Source organism: Gemella haemolysans (assembly GCF_012273215.1).
Lineage (GTDB): Bacteria > Bacillota > Bacilli > Staphylococcales > Gemellaceae > Gemella > Gemella haemolysans_A.
Map to the genome: position 1 here is coordinate 1,564,569 of NZ_CP050965.1, position 21,495 is coordinate 1,586,063.

Here is a 21,495-nt window from a genome sequence, read left to right on the forward strand (position 1 = left end):
TAAAATGCTAAGCAGTTTTAAGCTGCTTGGCATTTTTACTGGCTGTATAATAAATCCGGGGCATGGGAAAAATCATGCTCCGGATCTATTATACAGCCTTATTTTATAAGTTCTTACCTTTTAACTAATTTATTTTTAGTTACTTTTTTACTTTTTATAGTAGTTAGCTTTGGGATATATGGCGGATATAATTTACGCCCAAGGGATATTTGAAAAATAACTAAAATTCCACTAACTATAAAGTAAATCCCTATTGCTGCTATACTCGTATAGGTAATAAAAGTTAACATTATCGGTGTTATCCACACCATATTTTTTGACATATTCTGCATACGCTCTGCTTCGGGATTAGTTTGCGCCATAGGATTGGCTTGCATCATACTTTGAGAAATTTTTCCAACTACCATATAAACAATAAAAACAAGTATTAAAATAATATAGGATTTTTCTCCAAGAGAAATAGATAAAAAACTTGAATTTAAGATATCTTTTGAATATATTGGATTTTGTAAAGTAAAATATAATCCTGTAACAAATGGTGCTTGAATTAAAATAGGTATTAAATTCCCGAAAATTGCTGGAGAACAATCATACTTCTTATAGATTTTGAAAATCTCTCTCTGTAGTTCTGCTTGTTCCATTCTTATTTTCATTCGCTCATCATTACTAAACACCCTTTTTTCACTTTCTCTAAGCTGTTTTATCTTTTCTTGAACAATATCCAACTCGGGTTTTGCACGCTCCATATTCATAGATGATATACGTTGCTTCTTATAATTTTTAAGCATAAAAGGTAAGATAATCCCCTTTACAATAAGAGTAATAATAATAATTGAAATTCCCCAAACTCCAATATAATTATTTATATACGCTAAAAATACATCCATATTTTTAGTGAAAGTATTATAAAAAAAACCATCACTGTCCTGAGCAGAACATCCAAATAGCATTGTGGTTAAAGTTAATATATATGCATATAAAAGATACTTCTTCATAATTTTAATCTCCGTATATTTGTGTGTCCCATATATAATATCATATTTTTAATAAAAAAACAAAAAAACATAAAGAATTTAAGATAACTTATTGGCTTAAAAAAGTAAAGGGTAAGAGTATTTTTTCGTAACCTTAAAAATCTTCCTTGCTAATCCTTTACTTTTTTATTTTTTGCTCTGCACCAGAAAGAATTATTTTGTATTATCATAATTTCATGATATAATTACTCCGCTACTTTTCACTAAACTCGCAACAGAGGGAGGTGGGTTTATGTTTAATTGGTTTGATTTTACACTTTCTATCACGGCAAGTATAGCTGCTTATTATATTTGCAAATGGCTAGATAGAATTTTTAGAAAGTAACTAGCCTTGAGATAAAAAAAGACAGGAATGGTGTACCGACCCCAAAAAGTTAGACCAAAAAATCTAACTTTTTGGAGGTCGGTATTTTTATGACTAAATATAATTTTGAATTTAAAAAGAAAGTCGTACTAGAGTATATAAATGAAAACATAAGCATAAGATCGTTAGCGAAAAAGTATGATATAAAATCTCATAATAATATTGAAATTTGGGTTGCCAAATATAAGAAATATGGAGATGATGGATTATATCGTTCAAGAAAAAATGAAGAATATCCTTTCGAAAAAAAGATATATGTTGTAGAATTATACTTAACAAGTGAACTCTCATACAATGACTTAGCTTTACAAGAAGGTATAAATAATCCAGCACTTATTTGTAACTGGGTTAATCGCTTTAGAGTAGCTGGTCCTGATGCATTGAGAGAGCGAAGGAAAGGTCGGAAAATCTTAATGGCTAAATCACCTAAAAAGTTAAGTAAGGAAACAACAAGTCAAACCACAAATGATAATATATCTAAAGAATATGTAAAAGAATTAGAAGATCAATTACTACAACTAAGGATAGAAAATGCATTTTTAAAAGAAGCGAGGAGACTGCGTTTAGCGGAAGAAGCAGAAATGAAAAGAAGGCGAGAATTATAAGCAGTCTCCGAGGAGAATTCATACTTAAAGACCTTCTTTTATATGCGAAAATGCCAAAAGCAACATATATGTACTGGCAGAAGAGATTCGATAGAGTTAATCCAGATAAAGAAATTGAAGAGAAAATATTAGAAATAAGAAAGAATAACAAAGATTATGGTTATAGACGTATATATGGTGCGTTACGTAATTTAGGATATATAATAAATAAAAAGAAAGTTCAAAGAATTATACAAAAATTAGACTTACAGGTTACATCATTCACTAGAAAAAGTAGAAAATACAATTCATATAAAGGGAAAATTGGAAAAACAGCTAAGAATAGAATTAGAAGACGATTCAATACTAATATTCCACATCAAAAAATCACTACAGACACAACTGAATTTAAATATTATGAAGTTAATGAGAGAGGTAAATTAGTAGTAAAGAAACTTTATTTAGATCCATTTATGGATATGTATAATGGTGAGATAATAAGCTATAGTATAAGTGAGAGCCCATCAGCTAAAAATATAATGGATGCGCTAGAAAAAGCTATTAAAGTCACAGCTAAATCCCCTTATAGGAGAACTTTCCACTCTGATCAAGGATGGGCTTATCAAATGAAGGCATACTCGAAAAGGTTAAAAGAAGAACGTATTTACCAAAGTATGTCTAGAAAAGCAAATTGTTTGGATAATTCGATAATGGAGAATTTCTTCGGAATATTAAAACAAGAGATATACTATGGAACAACATATAATAGTTATAGGGAACTGAAATTAGCTATTGAAAAATATATAAAATACTATAATGAAGAGAGAATAAAAGAGAAACTAGGATGGTTAAGTCCTAAGCAATATAGAATAAAACATATGACTGTATAAATATAAAAAAGATAGCGTAACAGTCATTATAACTATTACGCTATCCTAAGTCTAACTTTTTGGGGTCAGATCATGGTACTCCTGTCTTTTTTGTTTATGTTTAATTTGTTTGATTTGCTTATACATCAATTTTAAACTAATACTTTCTTTTTGTCAATTCCATTATCTAGATTACAAAAAATAATTTTTCACATCGACATCTTTTCAAAAACATCCATATTTTCTAAATAATACTTTTTTGATTTATCGTAACTTCATTATACAGGAATTTACTCTTCTTTTTTTATCCCACATCTATTGTGTTACTAAAAGAATTACAACCATTAAATATCCTCTTATATTCTACGAATATAAAAAATATGCTATAATAAAAATATTAAAGCGAGAGTGTAATAACTCAGTAATGTCTTAATATCTTAGTTGAAAACATAACTTACTAATACGATCTCAAAAGAATTAGTATCTTTCCTTAATATCATAAAGATACATATTCTATTGAGATAGATAAAAATACTATCCCATTTATTTTTATAAAAATTGGATTGTAGTTAGATAATTAGAAAAAATTTAACTATATATAATATCAAACAAGACTATAAAAGTTATTTATAGTTTACTTAAGAAAATATTTAATTAAAATATTAAATAAAATGAGAAAATTAAACAGTATAAAGGTATTGATGATATACTTATTGTTGTGAATAAAGGAGTGGTTGAAATGCTTGGATTGCTATTAGATAATATTGCATCACTTGGAACTGCTAAAGCCCAAAAACTTTTGATTTCAGCTGGTAATAGTGCACTGAAAAATTATAAAGACGCCCTCACATGGAAAAAAACAATTGTAGAGACAGGCGAATTTTTCATTAAAAATGAGAATGACCAAAGTTTGTTTTTTGATGACTTGAAGATAGTACTATCAGAAGAAAACTTATCAAAGATTGCAGAGGATTTAAATACTGAAGATGGTTACGATTTACAGCATAAACTATATACATCTTTTATGCAGCTTATGTATAAGTACGAAATTCCACACGAAATTGCTGAATCTTATACTAACAAAATTATGTACACGGTACTAGAGCAGTTAAGATATATAAACCCTCAGAAATATGAACATTATTTTCTTAACGACTGGAGAGCAGAGCAGAAAAAACTTTTTTCAGAGTTGACGAATCGCATTGACAAGATGTCAAGGGAACTTGTAATTTATAATCGTGAGCAAATTAAAATCTCATCTTCGGGAAAGATGGATATTGATCTTAGAAAAAGTACAGCTTACCCCTCTATTGGAATTGAATTTTTCATTATCGACGATGAGCATTTCCAAAATAAATTTGTGAATTTAAGATATAACGAATTAGTATTCATAAGCGGTCGCAACAAAGAAGAAACTATTTTTTGTATTCTTAATGAATTATGGAGACTTAATGATAGACGACCTATCTATATAGTGAAAAATTTGGAATCGTGGAAAAAACTTCAATCAACAGGGACTAAAGGGAATATTTATATTCCTTCGTTTTATGCTGACGAGATAGCAGCAATTGAAAACAATACTAATATTTTCGTAATGGATGAAAATACTCCAGTATTTGGTAAAAGTGTTTTGAAGTTACGCCCAAGGACGCGTGATACATTATTAAAATGCTTACACACCGCAGGGTTAGAATCTAGCAAAGCCTATTCTTTATTATCTGATACAAATGGATTATATAGCCAAATGAAAAAGCAGATGTTTAAAGGAGAATATTTAAAAAAACCTACTTGGATAACTGGAATAAGTGAAAAAGCAAAAAAAACATGTCTTCTTATTGGAAGTTGGGAGGAAACTGACGGTGATAAGTTAATTATAGAATCTCTATATGAGGATTCATATGATAAGTTTATTGAGGAAGTTCTTCCATATGCAAAAGGAGAAGATCCTTTGCTATACAGAGTTAAGCTTAATGGTAGTCTATCATACTATTTAGCAAGTATTGAAAATATATGGGATTATCTCAATGTATTAACTAACGAAAAAATTTGGAAATCATTTATTACTGTGTTTCTTGAAGTTATTAATAAATCTGAAAATTTATTTACTTATGATGGTAATGAAAGACTTCTTGCACAGTTTAAAGGTGAAAGATTGTTTTGGTCAAAAACAATACGAAAAGGAATGTTAAAAACATTACTTATTAAAGCTATAGACGATGGTGATAAAGAAACTCAATTATACCTTAACAAATTAGTTGAGAATATTTTAAAGTATGTTAAAACGGAAAAACAATGGATTTATATATCAAAATTCTGGACCGAACTCTGTGAGATTTCTCCTGTAGCTGTAATAGATAAAATTGAACATGAATGGGAGGAAAATACAGGATTGTTTTCTCTTTTTCAAAACCAATCAAATGACTTTCCTTTTAATAGAAATCATTATATAGATATCCTATGGGGGATTGAACAGTTCATTACTCAAAAAGAATTCTTTTGGACATCCTTTAAATGGCTCCTTAAATTAGATTCACAACAGTTTGACTATAAATCTAATTCTCCTAAAGACACCATTTCAAAGATATTTTGTATATGGATGAATTTTTCTCCTTTACAGACTGCAAAAGAAAAAATTAAAGCCGCCGAAATAGCCTTCAAAATTAATTATGATAATACGTGGGAATACTTATTTTCAGCAATTGATTACAATGGAAAAGGTATATTCGGTGAATTATCAACACCAAAATATCGTGAACATTATAACTCACAATCCACAACAATAGCTGAAATGAAAAATACACAATTAGGATATTTTAACTTACTAATGAACCACATGGATTTCTCAGTAAATCGTTGGAAAAAGATACTTAAATTATCAAGTGAATTACCAGGTGAACTCCGAAGAAAGTCTTTCGAACAGCTTTTCTACGAACTAAGTCAAATGTCTGATGAAGAAGTAATGCTAATTAAAAATAAGATTCGTCATCTCATTTTTACACATAGATATTTCGCATCTTCTCACTGGGCAATGTCTGAAGAAAATCTTATTGAGTACAACAACCTTCTTAATAAGATACATATTAATACATCAGAGTATGAATATGGTTATTTATTTAAAAATAATTATGATTTCCCGCTACTACATCCTGAACCATATGATAGAAATGGAGCACGCGTTAAAAACGAGAATGCTAAAGAAAACCTAATAAAAGAAAAAATCTTAGAATTTCAATCTATTAATTATGATTTATCAATATTAGCTAAAATATACGATAATGAATCATATTCATCTTTAGGTACCTATTTAGCAAAATATTGGAATGATGGAACGTGGGATTATGCAACATTCAGATGTTTATTAAAAGCACAACCATCAGGTCAGATTGCGTGCGATTATTTGAGAGAATTCAATGATATAAAATGTATACCATATAGCTCAATCATTGAAGATTTAATAAGTAGTGATTACTCATTAGAAACATTAGCAAGTGTATATAGAATTGAAGCTTCTAGAACAAAAAATATTCCATTAGTAGCTATGGCTTCAGAATCAATTAAGAAAGAGTTTTGGAAAAAATACATTCATTGTGAAGAATGTAATGATTCATGGCTTCTAGCTGAATGTAAGAAATATGCTACTTTAGATATGTATTTAAATCAAATTCATCAAATGCACTATAGAAAACCTTTAGCCGCAGAAAAAATATTTGATTGCTTTAATGAAATTGAGAAAATACCCTGTTTTGAAATTAATCAGATGACAAGTTATTATGCTGAACAGTTAATTAGTGTAATTCAAACTGCATATATTAATGATTTAGAAAAATGCAAGCGAATATCCCAGATTGAAGTATTTTTTATGAATTTATTAACCTGGGACCAAATGAAGTGTTTTCATCAAATGATTAAACAGTCTCCGGAAATATTAGCTCAACTAGTTGCTGCGATATTTAAAAAGGATCATAATTCTACGGATAATTTATTTGAAGAGAAAAAATATATCCATAATATGCATTTAATCTATTATAAGGCCCATTTTTGTCCTGCAGAACTTGATGGAAAAGTAGATGAAAATAATCTAGAAGCGTGGATAAAAACATATAGAGAATTATTAATCGAGAACGATCAAGAAAGCTTGTTTACATCAACGCTCGGCAGAGTATTCTCTTTTTCTCCGGCGGATGATGATGGACATGAACCATGTAAGGCAGTAAGAAATATGATTGAAAAATACGGTGATGATAAAATGATTAATAGTTATCAAATTTCTGTGTTCAACAGACGTGGTGTTTTTAACGCTTCGGCAGGAAAAGAAGAATTAAGGATAGCCGAAGAATTTAAAAAAAATGCTGAATATTTAGAACCAAATTATCCAAAGACTGCAAAAATCTTCTATAAATTGTTTGAAAGTTACAATGATCTATCCATACAAGAAAGGGTCTATGCAGAAAACTATTTGTAGTAGTGGTATATATTCTAGATAGGTTCGAAAATAAAAGGGAAACTTGGTATATGTGTTGTTAAAGAAAAAAATAGAAGCTAGTATATTCACCAAGAAACTTGATATAGTTTACTTTTGAAAACTAAATACAGGAAAAATACAAATTTATACCCTGCCATTTCCCCTGCCGATATAGAAAATAAAGTAGACACTCCCTATGATATCAACTACTCATGATAGATTCTTCCTCTATTGAGTGGGAATAATTAACAAGAGTAATTTAAGTCAAGAAACCTTATTTAAACAGCATTTTAAAAGTTATATATAGACTTAAAATAACATAAAACACTTTGGATTGTCTCCAAAGTGTCTCCAAAACCTCACCGTAAAATTCGGTGAGGTTTGTTTTATAAAAAAAGATATATTGCATAAAACTAATTATTCCTCTTTGAGATAACTTCTAAATCACTTGACCATAACTCTTCTATATTTGTACTATATTTAGAAAATAAATCTTCTTTCTTTTTTCCATCTTCTTTTCTTATCATTACTTTTATTTCTTTAAGATTCACCTTTTCTAAAGCACACTCTATCATTTCTTTAATCTTTTCTGATGAATAATGTTGTTCAGATTTTCTACTTTGAAGAACAGTCTTTAAGAAGTGTCGCATCTGACAGGAATATTTCACATCCGGCTTTGATGAAGAAGAGGGATAAGATTTTGAAGAAGCTTAAAGAGATTATTGGAGAATAATGTGTAGTAAGAGGGTGGCTTGGTAGCTGCCCTCTTTTTTGACACTAAGCTAAGATTGTGATGAGAATATTAATGGAGAAATATGGAAATAAATATTATAATATTAATGGAGAAATATGGAAATAAATATTATAATATTAAAAAGGAGAATTAAACTAAATGGTTAGATGGAATGAATTGATTCCCGAAGATGTTGGTAAAAAGTTAACTGCTTTAGATGTTGACGGGATTAAATGGAAAAACAACTTAAACGCTTTGATCGAGGGCATTGGAAAAGAGTGGGAAATTTCTTTAGAGGGAGTTATTGAAGGAGGGTCAGAAGCTTTTGTAGTAAGGTGTACTTCAATCAATGGGAAAAAATGTATATTGAAGATATTTATTCCTCAATTAGAAGGAAATTCAGTATTTGTCCAGCAGGTAGAAGCCTATAAAATCGCAAATGGATATGGATATGCAAAACTTATTAAATATGATATCGAAAAAAAGGCTATGCTGTTAGAGTGCTTAGGATTATCTATGTACGAGTTAACCTATTCGCCAGAAGAGCAAATAAAGACTATCTGCTCTTTGTTAAAGGAAACATGGATTACTATAGATGAAAATTATTGTCTAAAGCCCATGAAAGAATTAATTCAGTGGTTTAGGAAGTTTATAATTAACTCTTGGGAAAAAACTGGGAAACCTTGCGATAAAAAAGTTATTGAGCGAGCTATGTTATACTTGGAGTCGAGATTAATAAGTGTTAATTTATATGAACCGGTTTTGGTTCATGGAGATCCACACCCAGGTAATATTTTACAAACGCTCAACGATGACCCAGTATCGTTTAAATTTATTGATCCTGATGGAATAATTGGAGAGCCAGGATATGACCTTGGCGTACTCATGAGAGAGTGGATAGATGAATTTGAAGACTTCCCAATAGAAAAAGCGAAGGAGCGTATCTCATTATTATTTAAAGAAACAGGAATAGATATTCAGAGTATATGGGAATGGGGGTTCATTCAATTGGTATCCACAGGATTGTTTTTGAAATTAATAGAGGGAACAGGTTTAGGAGATAGAATGTTAACTATTTCTTCAGAATGGTTAAGCATACAAAACATAAAACAGTAACTAACTCTTGTAAATAAAAACTATAGAAATATAATGATTATTTTTGGTTTTTGGACAGCTTTTGAGGCTGTCTTTTTTTTCTTCATATTTCAAATTCGAAGAGTTTTTTTATTTTTAGGTTACCAACCATGGTCTTATTTCAGGTTTATAGGTGAGGGGCATTATGTCTCTTTCATTCCTAAAACAGGAATGCTAAAAAACAACCTCCTACATCAGATGATTAGGAGATGAACCTTGACAACTGAATAGACCACGGCGGACTTTAATCGTTAGTGAGCGAGATAATTCCTACGCAAAGACCTTCTTGCTGAGGAAGGCTATCTTTTTATTTATGAGATAGTCGGACTTGGTTTAAATGAATACCAAGCATTTGAGGATAGAAAGAAGCGAGCGAGAAATAGGAAGTCTTAGAGTAAAGGTAGGAACTTTATGAGCATTGATACTAACGAGGATAATGATACTTCCTTGAAAACAAATACTTATTGAAAAATATTTCATGGAGAGAATTTTTTATTGAGGATATCTGTGAGATTAAATCTGGAAAAGATATTTATGAAAGAGAACGTATTAGTGGTAATACTCCATATGTTACTGCTACCGCTACTAATAATGGTATCGGTTACTTTATTTCTAATACGAATACTACACTACAAGAAAAATGTATATCGGTTAATCGTAACGGTTCGGTCGGATATTCATTTTATCATTCGTACCCCGCACTTTTCGGAAATGATACGAGGAAATTAATTCCAAAATACAACAATGACCACGTAGCTAAATTCATCTCGTTTATGATTTCTAGTCAAAAAGAAAAATATAGCTATGGTTATAAAATGGGAATAATTAACAAGAGTAATTTAAGTCAAGAAACCTTGCTATAACTGACTTTTAGAAATTATATATAGGTTAAAAACAAGTTAAAACACTTTGGATTGTCTCCAAAGTGTTTCCAAAAAGACTCTATCAAAAATTATTGATGGGGTCTTTTTATTAAAATCTTTGATTTCTTACCTTATCTACACTAAAATATAAATATAAAAATAGATAATCGAGAATAATACATTCAACAACAAATTTTATTAAAATAGCAACATTTCAATTTCTTGTGACTTCTTGAATGATACCTATTAGCCGTGTTATAATTAAATGGAATTATAATTTTAAGAGGAAAATAATATGGATTTAATAATTAAAAAAATAATAGACAAGAAAGAAAAAGAAATAATATCAAAAGAGGTCCTTTACGACCTTCCTGAATGGTTTGGTCTACCTGAAAGTACAGAAGAGTATATTAAAGATTCACAAGATAAACCGTTTTTGGCTTGCTATTCAGATAATGAAGTTGCAGGTTTTATCGTATTAAATGCAACAAGTAAGGATACTGCAGATATTTTTGTAATGGGCATAAAGAAAAAATTTCATAGAATGGGAATTGGAACAAAACTAAATACAGAATTCGAAAATATGGCAAAAGGTCTTGGATATTCCTACTCACAGGTGAAAACTGTAAAAATGGGACACTACAAAGAATATGATATTACTAATGAATTCTATATCGCAATGGGTTATAAAGAATTAGAATGTTTCCCTACCTTATGGGACGAATGGAATCCATGTCAAATATATATTAAATATTTAGGAAAATAATACTTCAATAATGCTTTACTTATAAATAAAATATTTTAGTATCTAAAAGCTCGATGAGTAAAAATAAAAGTAGTATATTCACCAAGAAACTTGATATAGTTTACTTTTAAAAACTAAATACAAGATAAATACAAATTTATATCCTACCATTTTCCCCGCCAATAATTTTCGGTGGGGTCTTTTTATTAAAATCTTTGATTTCTTTCTTCATATATGGTAAGATATGGAGGAAATACCGTTTACACTGACTTTACTAATAATTTCTTAACTCACTACATTCGTAGAAATTATAGTAGTCGTAGTATAAATTATTCGTAATATTTTTCTTCAGTCTTTGACTTTGAAAAATAAACGACTAACTTAAAAGACGGTGGCTCGAATATGTAATTATTAAATAACTATCTTACCCAAAGCCAAAGTGTAAAGATGGTTATTTTTTATTGTCTTTTTTTAACGCTACAATACATGCATTAACTACTGAAACAATCAATAGATTTATTCCAATAATCGTCTGTATAATTTCATAAGCTGACAAAATCATTGCAATTAAATTCCGTTTATGCTAAAATAAAAGCATAAAAGAGAGAGCCGTTTTAAAGACGGTGGCTCTGGTTAAGTAATTTTTATAACCATCTTATCTCGCCAAAGTATAAAGATGGTTATTTTTTATTGTCTTTTTTCAATGCTACAATACATGCACTAACTACTGAAACTATCAATAGATTTATTCCAATAATCGTCTGTACAATTTCGTAAGCTGACAACTTGCTACTCCTTTCGTCAAGATTTTAGTGTATGCGAGCATAGCACCATCCCCTTTCTTATTGAAGTAGCCACCATCTTTATCGGGAACTAATGTCCCCTAACTTCTCTCTCCAGTTTTGATTATATCAAATTAAACTATCATAATCAACTATTTATAAATACTAATATATCAACACTTTTTACTAAATAATTATACTTTTTATACCCTGCCATTTCCCCTGCCAATATAAAAAATAAAATCGATACTTCCTATGATACCAACCACTCAGGACAGATTCTTCCCCTATTGAATGGGAATAATGCGGTGTAACTTAGAATTATTAGGAGTATAACGACGACATAATTCTTAGATACAGCGTATGCAACAAGAACTTTAATCTTAACGAGCAACGCGAGGAAAAGATTATTAGTTCTAACTGCTAACATAGTGAGATATATAAAACCCCTAATTTATAAGGGGTTTTATTTTAGTTATAACTAAAAAGGTAACTTAACCTAAGAAACCCTATTTTAATAGTATTTATAAAGTTATATATAGACTAAAAACAATAAATAACACTTTGGATTGTCTCCAAAGTGACCCCAAAAGCCCACCGAAATTGTCGGTGGGCTTTTCTATAAATAATCTACAAATTAAATATACTTAATGATTTTATTTATAAAGGATCTTTAAAAAACTCGACTGTAATCTTAAAAATTCGTTGTATATAAACACTAAACATTTTTTGTGAGCGTTTTCTTTGACTTTGAACATTTATTGATATACAGTAATAGTAGATAGATATTTACTTATTATGTCTAATTCTAACGACTAAGATAATAAATGTCTAAATAAACGGGAAAGGAGTAAAAATATGATTTGGTCAATTATTGTAGGAGGGTTTATAGGTTTTATTGCAGGAGGGATTACTAAAAAAGGTGGAGCAATGGGTATCATTGCAAACATCATTGCAGGATTAGTAGGTTCTTCTGTGGGACAAGCACTATTTGGTTCATGGGGACCTAAGTTAGCTGGAATGGCATTAGTTCCTTCTATCCTAGGTGCAGTTATTGTTATTGCTGTTGTATCATTCTTTTTTGGTAAAAAAGAATAAATAGCCTTTTCAAAAATAGTACGATTTAAAATTAATTAAATAGGTTGTTTTAGTATATCACTAATCATACTAATTACCGTTTTTTTAAACTACTATTTTTATGTGAAAGGAGGTATTTTACATGGTGCTAACGCCAGATTCTAGTATATCGGCAGGAAAAAATAAACATTTATCTAAAGTTGATGAAAAAAAATCAGATGAAGAAATCAAAGAAATTGCCGATGAAGCGAGAGAAGCAGTAAAAAATGCTATAGAAGAAGTAAAAGAAATATTTGGTTATAACGAAGAATAACTTTTATAACAGGAGGTATTATTATGTCAATAGAAGAAAAATTAGATCAAGCTAAAGGATTAGTCAAAGAAGGTGTAGGAAAATTAACTGGTGATGAAAAACTAGAAAAAGAAGGAACTACAGAAAAAGTTGCTTCAAAAGTTAAAGAAGTTGTTGTAGATGCTAAGGATGCTCTAGAAGGAGCTATCGAAGGCGTTAAAAATGTAGTTAAAAAAGACGAAGAATAATTCTTAAAATAATTTATTTACCTTCACAACTTAAAATAAGCCCTATTTATCGTATAACTATAAAAAACGTTATATAGAATATAGGGCTTATTTATTTTTCACATTACCAAAAAGATAAGAAGAACATATATTAATAAAATTGATTCCCTTAACAAATGACACCATGTCACATGGAGGAAAAAATTCCTAAAGAAGTTTTTTATAATCTCACAAAGGAAAAACAAGAAAAAATAATTTTTGTAGAAGCGTTCGAAGCCAAGCCATTTCAAAAGGTAAACGTTAAAGAAATAGTTGAAAAAGCAGGAATAGCTAGAAGTAGCTTTTATCAATATTTTAAAAACTTGGAAGATGCCTATTTTACAATTCTTAATAAAGAAACTGTTGATATTCATAAATTATTTATGAAAATGTTTTTGTTGAAAAATAGAAATTTGTCCGAGGCTTTAATTGCTTACGGTCATAAAATCGCAGATATACTATTCGACGAGAACACCTATATGATTTATAAAAATCGATATTTATATTAGAATGAAGATTTAAATAATAGTTGGGAAGCATCTCATAAAAATCAAGAAGAGCTATTTAAAGGTATGAGCGATAAAGGCTTAATGGATTTAGAAAAAATACATTTTGTAAAATCAATTATTCATAGTCTTATACAGAGGCTTTTTAGAGAAAGTTGGAGCAAGGAAGAATTTATAGAAAAAAATATTAAACATTTAAGTTGGATTGAGAAAGGAGTTACTTATAGGAATTGTTGAAAGTTTATTTAATTTTACATATTTAAGTATAGTTTTATCACTAGGTATAAGACTATTGTTGGAAAAATCTAAAGAAGCTAAACTCTTTGTTATTATGGCTATAATCTTAGGTGTAGGCTATTCGTTTCATCTGTTACCGAGAATTATCTCACATTTGAGTTATAACGGCTTTGAAATCAATGCCTCTGCTCTTTCATGGGGTAAACTCGTCACAAGTATAACAATGACTCTCTTTTATGTTCTTTTCTACCATTATTACAAAAGTCAAAGTGGTGATTGCACCACAGCGAAAAGAAATATCATATATGTTTTAGCATTGATAAGAATAGCTTTAACCGTTCTTCCTCAAAACAACTGGGGAACCATTTCTGAAAATTACATGTTTGGAATATATAGAAATATCCCATTCGCGATAATGGGAGCCTTACTAATCTATTGGTCTTATAAGAAAAAGGACAAACCTGGATTAAAAAATATGAGCATATGTATTTTATTGAGCTTAGCATTTTATATTCCAGTCGTGCTTTGGGTAGACAGCTATCCTATTATAGGTGCTCTTATGATACCAAAAACCTTAGCATATTTAATGATTATTGTCTTTGGATATAGATATTTTGTTAACAAATTTGAAAAGAAAAATATTATTGGTCTATCTTATACATTCTTAGTTATGGGATTAATAGCAGGTGTATTTTATAGAGAATTTACAAAATTTTATAAATATTCAGATAATAATCATCTTTCAAAACTTCATATGCATGTTTTAGCCCTTGGATTTTTACTAATGATGATTCTTTATCTAGTAGTTAAAGAATATGATGTTAAAAAAATCTTACCACTTAGAAAACCACTATATGTGTTTGTTTCAGGATTCACATTTACTATTGTTAATATAACCTTGTTTGGAATTTTCGAAATAGTTAGTGCAAGCAGACCTATAGTGAATAAAGCTGCTCTTGAAGGACTTTCTGGTCTTGGCCATATTGTTTTAGCTATAGGTATTGTTTGGATGGTTGTAAAAATTTTCCAAAATGAATCAAATATTACTTTAAGAAGTATTAAAGAATAATAATTAGATACCCTAATAATTTAAATAATACTGTAAAATAAGTTTACAAACAATAGTCTTCTATAATCAGCTCATAGGCGGTTATTGTTCTGTCCGCCACTCTTAATTTTTTCGATATTCTATGTATGTATACTCTATTAATAAACCATTGTAAAATATGATATAATATTATTGAAATTAAAGAACAAAAATAAAAATTTGGGGGTAATATTATGAGTTTTGATTTATTTATTTTTGAACGAAGAAAAGACATAAAAACTTCTCTAGATGTATTTAATTACTATGATGAATTTACAAAGTATAAGGAAAATAAAGACTATAATTCTTTACATGGCTGCTCTGATATAATAGTTACTTAGACGAAAAAATGTTCGAAAAATTCCCCCCCAATGAATGGAGAATATGCCTTATCTGATGAAATTGCCTATGCATCTGAAGATACAGAGAATCATTTAACAGATTACAGCTTTGGTAAAAATGGAGTATATTGTGCATTTTTATACAATGTGGCAACTGAAGTATTAAAATTTTTAAAAAACACTGCCGAACAATATGGTATGGGAGTTTATAATCTAGCTACTGGTGAGATTTTTTGTAAAAATCTTGACATATTAAAATATAGTACCAAAAGTATAGGAGATACTTTATAAGATTGGAAGACTATTGAAAATTCTATTGCTACTCTTGATAAACCAGAAAGAGGTATAATAAAAGATCAATTTACCTTTATTACCATCTGGTTTGAAAATGATAACACAGCCTCAGAAAGTAATTACATTCAATGCACACCAAATTATGTGCCAAATGGTCTTTTTGCCCGTCTATTCAATAAAGATGCATCCAATAACATTTCTGGCTACTTTTTTGAAATAGCAAAAGATGATGCATTCTACCAAACACTTGTTCAAGATAAGAACGAATTAGAAATCCTTATAAAAAATTGGTGCATAGAAAGAAAAGAACTCGATATAAACACATACAAAAAAATTTTAGATTTATAAAATAAATCCGGGACATTTACCATGTCCCGGATTTTACTTAAAACGATTTATTACTATTGTAATTAACAAATAGCTATTTCTATTATTTTCTCTAAATCAAAAAAGATTATCGAGCATCTTTAGTGCGATATAAGAAAATAGATAATGCTGCAAGTACAAGTCCTAAAAGACCTGGTAATACTGGTGAATCAGTAGCTCCTGTATTTGGTAATGGTTTCTTAGGTTTTAGATCTTTTAGATCTTTTGGATCTTTTGGATCTTTTGGATCTACAGGTTTTTCTGGGGTTGGTTTATTATATTTATTTATAAACGTCACATTATCTCCATCTCCTGTTACTTTCGCTTCAAGTTGTCCTTGTCCGTTGTCAGTAACTTTTACTTTTACTGTATAAGATTTTGAATCATATGTAACTCCTGCTTCATTTCCTGCTTTTTCTGTTACAGTATATTCATGTTCTCCTACTTCTGTATATGTAATATCTTCGAAAGTAACTGTTCCGTCTGCTTTGTTTTTAGCTGTTCCTACTACTTTAGTTCCTTCTTTTAGTTCAAACTCATATTTGTCTGCTTCTAAAGCTTTACCTTCTAATACTTTTTTAGCTGTAATAGTTGCTTTTGTTTCAGCTGCTTTATATGTATTTGTAATAGTTGGATTATTATCAGTTACTGTTGCTTCAAGTTGTCCTTGTCCATTGTCAGTAACTTTTACTTTTACTGTATAAGATTTTGAATCATATGTAACTCCTGCTTCATTTCCTGCTTTTTCTGTTACAGTATATTCATGTTCTCCTACTTCTGTATATGTAATATCTTCGAAAGTAACTGTTCCGTCTGCTTTGTTTTTAGCTGTTCCTACTACTTTAGTTCCTTCTTTTAGTTCAAACTCATATTTGTCTGCTTCTAAAGCTTTTCCTTCTAATACTTTTTTAGCTGTAATAGTTGCTTTTGTTTCAGCTGCTTTATATGTATTTGTAATAGTTGGATTATTATCAGTTACTGTTGCTTCAAGTTGTCCTTGTCCATTGTCAGTAACTTTTACTTTTACTGTATAAGATTTTGAATCATATGTAACTCCTGCTTCATTTCCTGCTTTTTCTGTTACAGTATATTCATGTTCTCCTACTTCTGTATATGTAATATCTTCGAAAGTAACTGTTCCGTCTGCTTTGTTTTTAGCTGTTCCTACTACTTTAGTTCCTTCTTTTAGTTCAAACTCATATTTGTCTGCTTCTAAAGCTTTACCTTCTAATACTTTTTTAGCTGTAATAGTTGCTTTTGTTTCAGCTGCTTTATAGGTATTTGTGAATGCTGGGTTATTTCCTGTTACTGCCGCTACTAATTTACCTTGTCCATTGTCAGTAACTTCTACTTTTACTTCGTGAGAAGTTTTATCGTACGTAACCCCACCTTCTGTTCCTTCTTTCTCTGTTAGAGTATATGTATGCACTCCTGCTTCTGTATATGTAATATCTTCGAAAGTAATTGTTCCGTCTGCTTTGTTTTTAGCTGTTCCTACTACTTTAGCACCCTCTTTTAGTTCAAATTCAAATTGATCATCTTTTAGTGTGCTTCCGTTTAGTGCTTTTGTCGCCGTAATAGTTGCTTTTGTTTCAGCTGCTTTATAGGTATTTGTGAATGCTGGATTATTTCCTGTTACTGCCACTACTAATTTACCTTGTCCGTTGTCAGTAACTTCTACTTTTACTTCGTGAGAAGTTTTATCGTACGTAACCCCACCTTCTGTTCCTTCTTTCTCTGTTAGAGTATATGTATGCACTCCTGCTTCTGTATATGTAATATCTTCGAAAGTAATTGTTCCGTCTGCTTTGTTTTTAGCTGTTCCTACTACTTTAGCACCCTCTTTTAGTTCAAATTCAAATTGATCATCTTTTAGTGTGCTTCCGTTTAGTGCTTTTGTTGCTGTAATAGTTGCTTTTGTTTCAGCTGCTTTATAGGTATTTGTGAATGCTGGGTTATTTCCTGTTACTGCCACTACTAATTTACCTTGTCCATTGTCAGTAACTTCTACTTTTACTTCGTGAGAAGTTTTATCGTACGTAACCCCACCTTCTGTTCCTTCTTTCTCTGTTAGAGTATATGTATGCACTCCTGCTTCTGTATATGTAATATCTTCGAAAGTAATTGTTCCGTCTGCTTTGTTTTTAGCTGTTCCTACTACTTTAGCACCCTCTTTTAGTTCAAATTCAAATTGATCATCTTTTAGTGTGCTTCCGTTTAGTGCTTTTGTCGCCGTAATAGTTGCTTTTGTTTCAGCTGCTTTATAGGTATTTGTGAATGCTGGGTTATTTCCTGTTACTGCCACTACTAATTTACCTTGTCCATTGTCAGTAACTTCTACTTTTACTTCGTGAGAAGTTTTATCGTACGTAACCCCACCTTCTGTTCCTTCTTTCTCTGTTAGAGTATATGTATGCACTCCTGCTTCTGTATATGTAATATCTTCGAAAGTAACTGTTCCGTCTGCTTTGTTTTTAGCTGTTCCTACTACTTTAGCACCCTCTTTTAGTTCAAATTCAAATTGATCATCTTTTAGTGTGCTTCCGTTTAGTGCTTTTGTCGCCGTAATAGTTGCTTTTGTTTCAGCTGCTTTATAGGTATTTGTGAATGCTGGGTTATTTCCTGTTACTGCCACTACTAATTTACCTTGTCCATTGTCAGTAACTTCTACTTTTACTTCGTGAGAAGTTTTATCGTACGTAACCCCACCTTCTGTTCCTTCTTTCTCTGTTAGAGTATATGTATGCACTCCTGCTTCTGTATATGTAATATCTTCGAAAGTAATTGTTCCGTCTGCTTTGTTTTTAGCTGTTCCTACTACTTTAGCACCCTCTTTTAGTTCAAATTCAAATTGATCATCTTTTAGTGTGCTTCCGTTTAGTGCTTTTGTCGCCGTAATAGTTGCTTTTGTTTCAGCTGCTTTATAGGTATTTGTGAATGCTGGGTTATTTCCTGTTACTGCCGCTACTAATTTACCTTGTCCATTGTCAGTAACTTCTACTTTTACTTCGTGAGAAGTTTTATCGTACGTAACCCCACCTTCTGTTCCTTCTTTCTCTGTTAGAGTATATGTATGCACTCCTGCTTCTGTATATGTAATATCTTCGAAAGTAATTGTTCCGTCTGCTTTGTTTTTAGCTGTTCCTACTACTTTAGCACCCTCTTTTAGTTCAAATTCAAATTGATCATCTTTTAGTGTGCTTCCGTTTAGTGCTTTTGTCGCCGTAATAGTTGCTTTTGTTGGTTTTGCTGTATAAACGTTTACAAAAGTTAGGTTATCTAACCCTGTCACTGTTGCTACTAATTTACCTTCACCATTATCTTTTACATCTACTGTAACTTCATAAGCATTAGGGTCATATGCTACTCCATCATCCCCTGATCCTGCTTTTTCTGTAATAGTGTAAGTGTGTTTCCCTGCTTCTTTATATGTAATTACTGGGAATGTAATTTTTCCTGCTGCATCATTCTTAGCTGTGCTAACAAGCGCACCATTTTCTTTTAATTCGAATTCATACTTCTCTGCTTCTAGTACTTTGTTTTTCAGTACTTTTGTTCCTTCTAGTTGAACTGTTGTTTCAGCTGCTTTATAAGTATTTTTGAATTCTTTATTATCATATTTTACACTTGCCATTTTAACACCGTAAACATCTTCTACAGTAACTGTTGCGTTGATAGTTTTAGTGTCATAAGTGTATCCACCTTTTTTACCATCTACTTCTTTGATTTGGTAATTAAATGTTCCAGTACTTGAGAACTTAACAGCTGGGAATTTTACTTTTCCTTTAGCATCGTTTTTCGCTTCTTGTACAGTTCCATCTGGTGCAATTAATTGGAAAGTGAAAGCATCTGATTCTAGAGCTTTACCTTCAAGTTTTTTAGTTACCTCAAATACAACTTCATCTGATTTACCACCTGCTCCAATACCTTCTGTTGTAGTTAGTGGCGCAAAACCTGGTATATCAAAATTCCCTTGATCTGTTGTAGCTGTAGCATTGTTGAATGCTTTTTTAGTAGCATTATCAACAGGCGCTGTTAAACGTGTTTTGTACATTACATATAAACCTTTGTTATCTAACGTACCTCCGTTTGGTCTAATGCTAAAATGATTTGGATCTGTTATAGTTACATCCGTTTTTGCTAATGGTGGACGTGTTTCTGCTTTATTCCATTCAGTGAAATAGTATCCTGTAATATCACTAGCTAATACTTGTCCTTCTGGGATGATATCTGCTATATTAACATTTGTAAAGTGTTTTGCATAACGGTTTATACGGATACGCCAGTTTACATAGTTAGGATCACTTGAGTCTTGAACTCCCCATTTCGTAAATCCTGTTGGGTCATCATCTGGAACAATACGGGTTAGAGTATAGTTTCCAGCTCCAGGGAAAGTAATGTTATATGGAGTATCTAACTTAACACTATCTGCCCATACAACAGTAAATAAAGCTGTAATTGTTTTATCTTCTGGCAAGTTAGCAAAGTATTCTTGATTTGTTACTGTAACTGTTGCCGTATTAGCTGCTTTATTTGTTGTTAATTTCGCGATTACTGTTCCATCTGCTGCTCTCAAATCAGTTGTTGAATCTTGTTCGATTTTAAACTCGTTTGGAACTTGATAAACCATATAATCTCCATTTTGTAATACTACATCATTTGGAAAAGTATATGTTGGTGATATATAGAATTTTCCTTCCCCATATTTTGCATTATTTACAACTGGATTATTATTGATTTTCACAGTCGATGTCATGTTATATTTATTTGCTGGTAATTCTGCTGCTTTTACGGTATTACCAGCTTTTAAAAATGGTACAAATACTGATAATACTAACAAAACTGCCATAAATACATGAACATATTTTTTTGTAATATTTTTCACTATATTATCCTCCTTAAATATTTAGGTATAAATCCCTATTTTATATTATATATATTCTTTTATAATTTTGCAAAAGTTTAATTTCGATTTTTCACTTTTTTATGATATAAAAAATATATATCATTATCTTAATTATAACTTAACAAAAAACTTATTCTTGTAGTATAAATCAACAAAGAAATTATTATTTAATTTTTAAAAAAATATCTCATTTTTTACTAATTTTTCTCCAATTTTCTGCTAAATAATAATTAAAATATATTTTTCATTTTAGTAACCACATTCATCACTATTACTCTAATAATCACATATTTTTTTAAAAAGTATTATTTACCTAATAAACATAAAAAAGAGAGAATAAGAATTCTCTCTTTTTTCACAGATTGTTGCCAAAACGGCCAAAATATCAATGGACATATTGATGTTTTGGTCGTTTTTCAAAAAAATAAGCCATATGGCCGAGTATCAGTAGTATTAAGGGAGGATTACACCTCTCTTAGTGCTATTGTTTTCATATTTTGAACGCAACAAGACAACCAAGCGTACGACTGTACTTTGACTTTCCCTCTATATA

General features: G+C 30.4%; 19 protein-coding genes. 15 read left to right on the plus strand and 4 right to left on the minus strand.

Translation table 11 applies throughout. The annotated features are described in order from the left end of the window. Positions 1-113 precede the first annotated feature (113 nt). The gene (gene yidC / locus FOC48_RS07555; RefSeq protein ID WP_003147837.1) at positions 114-995 is read right to left on the minus strand and encodes a membrane protein insertase YidC; all 882 of its coding nucleotides are present in this window, start codon (positions 993-995) and stop codon (positions 114-116) included. Between the two features lie 453 nt (positions 996-1,448). Here yidC and FOC48_RS10000 point away from each other — a divergent pair, with 453 nt between their 5' ends. The 3 genes from FOC48_RS10000 to FOC48_RS07570 all read left to right on the plus strand — a co-directional run bounded on the left by FOC48_RS10000 (position 1,449) and on the right by FOC48_RS07570 (position 7,313). Beyond that, on the plus strand, positions 1,449-2,003 hold the full coding sequence (locus tag FOC48_RS10000; RefSeq protein WP_003148112.1) for a helix-turn-helix domain-containing protein: 555 nt from the start codon (positions 1,449-1,451) through the stop codon (positions 2,001-2,003). After that, positions 1,934-2,872: an IS3 family transposase gene (locus FOC48_RS09790; protein ID WP_231291960.1), complete on the plus strand. Its 939-nt coding sequence runs from the start codon at positions 1,934-1,936 to the stop codon at positions 2,870-2,872. Before FOC48_RS10000 ends, FOC48_RS09790 begins: the two co-directional genes overlap by 70 nt. 718 nt (positions 2,873-3,590) lie before the next feature. Beyond that, entirely contained in the window at positions 3,591-7,313 is a 3,723-nt protein-coding gene (locus FOC48_RS07570; RefSeq protein WP_003147833.1) for a hypothetical protein, read from the plus strand. Between the two features lie 413 nt (positions 7,314-7,726). Here FOC48_RS07570 and FOC48_RS07575 read toward each other — a convergent pair whose 3' ends face one another. Continuing rightward, the gene (locus FOC48_RS07575; RefSeq protein WP_003147832.1) at positions 7,727-7,963 is read right to left on the minus strand and encodes a hypothetical protein; all 237 of its coding nucleotides are present in this window, start codon (positions 7,961-7,963) and stop codon (positions 7,727-7,729) included. 242 nt (positions 7,964-8,205) lie between these two features. On the opposite strand from FOC48_RS07575, the gene FOC48_RS07580 reads away from it, so the two are divergent. From FOC48_RS07580 to FOC48_RS07590, 3 genes are all read left to right on the plus strand, one after another. Continuing rightward, a complete protein-coding gene (locus FOC48_RS07580) occupies positions 8,206-9,162 on the plus strand; it encodes an aminoglycoside phosphotransferase family protein (RefSeq protein ID WP_003147831.1) in 957 nt (318 codons plus the stop codon). A 482-nt stretch (positions 9,163-9,644) separates the two neighbouring features. After that, positions 9,645-10,043 carry a restriction endonuclease subunit S gene (locus tag FOC48_RS07585; protein WP_003147830.1) on the plus strand — a complete coding sequence of 133 codons (399 nt, stop codon included), beginning with the start codon at positions 9,645-9,647 and terminating at the stop codon, positions 10,041-10,043. A 295-nt stretch (positions 10,044-10,338) separates the two neighbouring features. Beyond that, complete coding sequence (locus FOC48_RS07590) at positions 10,339-10,809, plus strand: GNAT family N-acetyltransferase (RefSeq protein WP_003147829.1); 471 nt, start codon at positions 10,339-10,341, stop codon at positions 10,807-10,809. Positions 10,810-11,468: 659 nt separating this feature from the next. On the opposite strand, the gene FOC48_RS10005 is transcribed toward FOC48_RS07590, so the two are convergent. Then, the gene (locus FOC48_RS10005) at positions 11,469-11,573 is read right to left on the minus strand and encodes a putative holin-like toxin (RefSeq protein ID WP_081450717.1); all 105 of its coding nucleotides are present in this window, start codon (positions 11,571-11,573) and stop codon (positions 11,469-11,471) included. 855 nt (positions 11,574-12,428) lie between these two features. Here FOC48_RS10005 and FOC48_RS07595 point away from each other — a divergent pair. The 9 genes from FOC48_RS07595 to FOC48_RS09805 all read left to right on the plus strand — a co-directional run bounded on the left by FOC48_RS07595 (position 12,429) and on the right by FOC48_RS09805 (position 16,018). Next, positions 12,429-12,668, plus strand: coding sequence for a GlsB/YeaQ/YmgE family stress response membrane protein (locus FOC48_RS07595; RefSeq protein WP_003147828.1), 240 nt, complete (start codon positions 12,429-12,431; stop codon positions 12,666-12,668). Positions 12,669-12,789: 121 nt separating this feature from the next. Further along, positions 12,790-12,960, plus strand: coding sequence for a hypothetical protein (locus FOC48_RS07600; protein ID WP_003147827.1), 171 nt, complete (start codon positions 12,790-12,792; stop codon positions 12,958-12,960). Between the two features lie 23 nt (positions 12,961-12,983). After that, positions 12,984-13,187, plus strand: a complete 204-nt coding sequence (locus FOC48_RS07605; RefSeq protein WP_003147826.1) for a CsbD family protein — start codon at positions 12,984-12,986, stop codon at positions 13,185-13,187. Positions 13,188-13,357: 170 nt separating this feature from the next. Next, positions 13,358-13,714, plus strand: a complete 357-nt coding sequence (locus FOC48_RS07610; RefSeq protein WP_231291954.1) for a TetR/AcrR family transcriptional regulator — start codon at positions 13,358-13,360, stop codon at positions 13,712-13,714. A 63-nt stretch (positions 13,715-13,777) separates the two neighbouring features. Then, on the plus strand, positions 13,778-13,948 hold the full coding sequence (locus FOC48_RS10175; protein ID WP_367889940.1) for a hypothetical protein: 171 nt from the start codon (positions 13,778-13,780) through the stop codon (positions 13,946-13,948). Beyond that, positions 13,917-15,017: a DUF2871 family protein gene (locus FOC48_RS07615; protein WP_003147824.1), complete on the plus strand. Its 1,101-nt coding sequence runs from the start codon at positions 13,917-13,919 to the stop codon at positions 15,015-15,017. Before FOC48_RS10175 ends, FOC48_RS07615 begins: the two co-directional genes overlap by 32 nt. Before the next feature lie 212 nt (positions 15,018-15,229). Continuing rightward, the gene (locus FOC48_RS09795) at positions 15,230-15,376 is read left to right on the plus strand and encodes a hypothetical protein (RefSeq protein ID WP_003147823.1); all 147 of its coding nucleotides are present in this window, start codon (positions 15,230-15,232) and stop codon (positions 15,374-15,376) included. 30 nt (positions 15,377-15,406) lie between these two features. After that, positions 15,407-15,667, plus strand: coding sequence for a hypothetical protein (locus FOC48_RS09800; RefSeq protein WP_003147822.1), 261 nt, complete (start codon positions 15,407-15,409; stop codon positions 15,665-15,667). Positions 15,668-15,814: 147 nt separating this feature from the next. After that, a complete protein-coding gene (locus tag FOC48_RS09805) occupies positions 15,815-16,018 on the plus strand; it encodes a hypothetical protein (protein ID WP_216842913.1) in 204 nt (67 codons plus the stop codon). A 106-nt stretch (positions 16,019-16,124) separates the two neighbouring features. On the opposite strand, the gene FOC48_RS10150 is transcribed toward FOC48_RS09805, so the two are convergent. Then, positions 16,125-20,921: a Spy0128 family protein gene (locus FOC48_RS10150; protein WP_172497917.1), complete on the minus strand. Its 4,797-nt coding sequence runs from the start codon at positions 20,919-20,921 to the stop codon at positions 16,125-16,127. Positions 20,922-21,495: the final 574 nt, after the last annotated feature.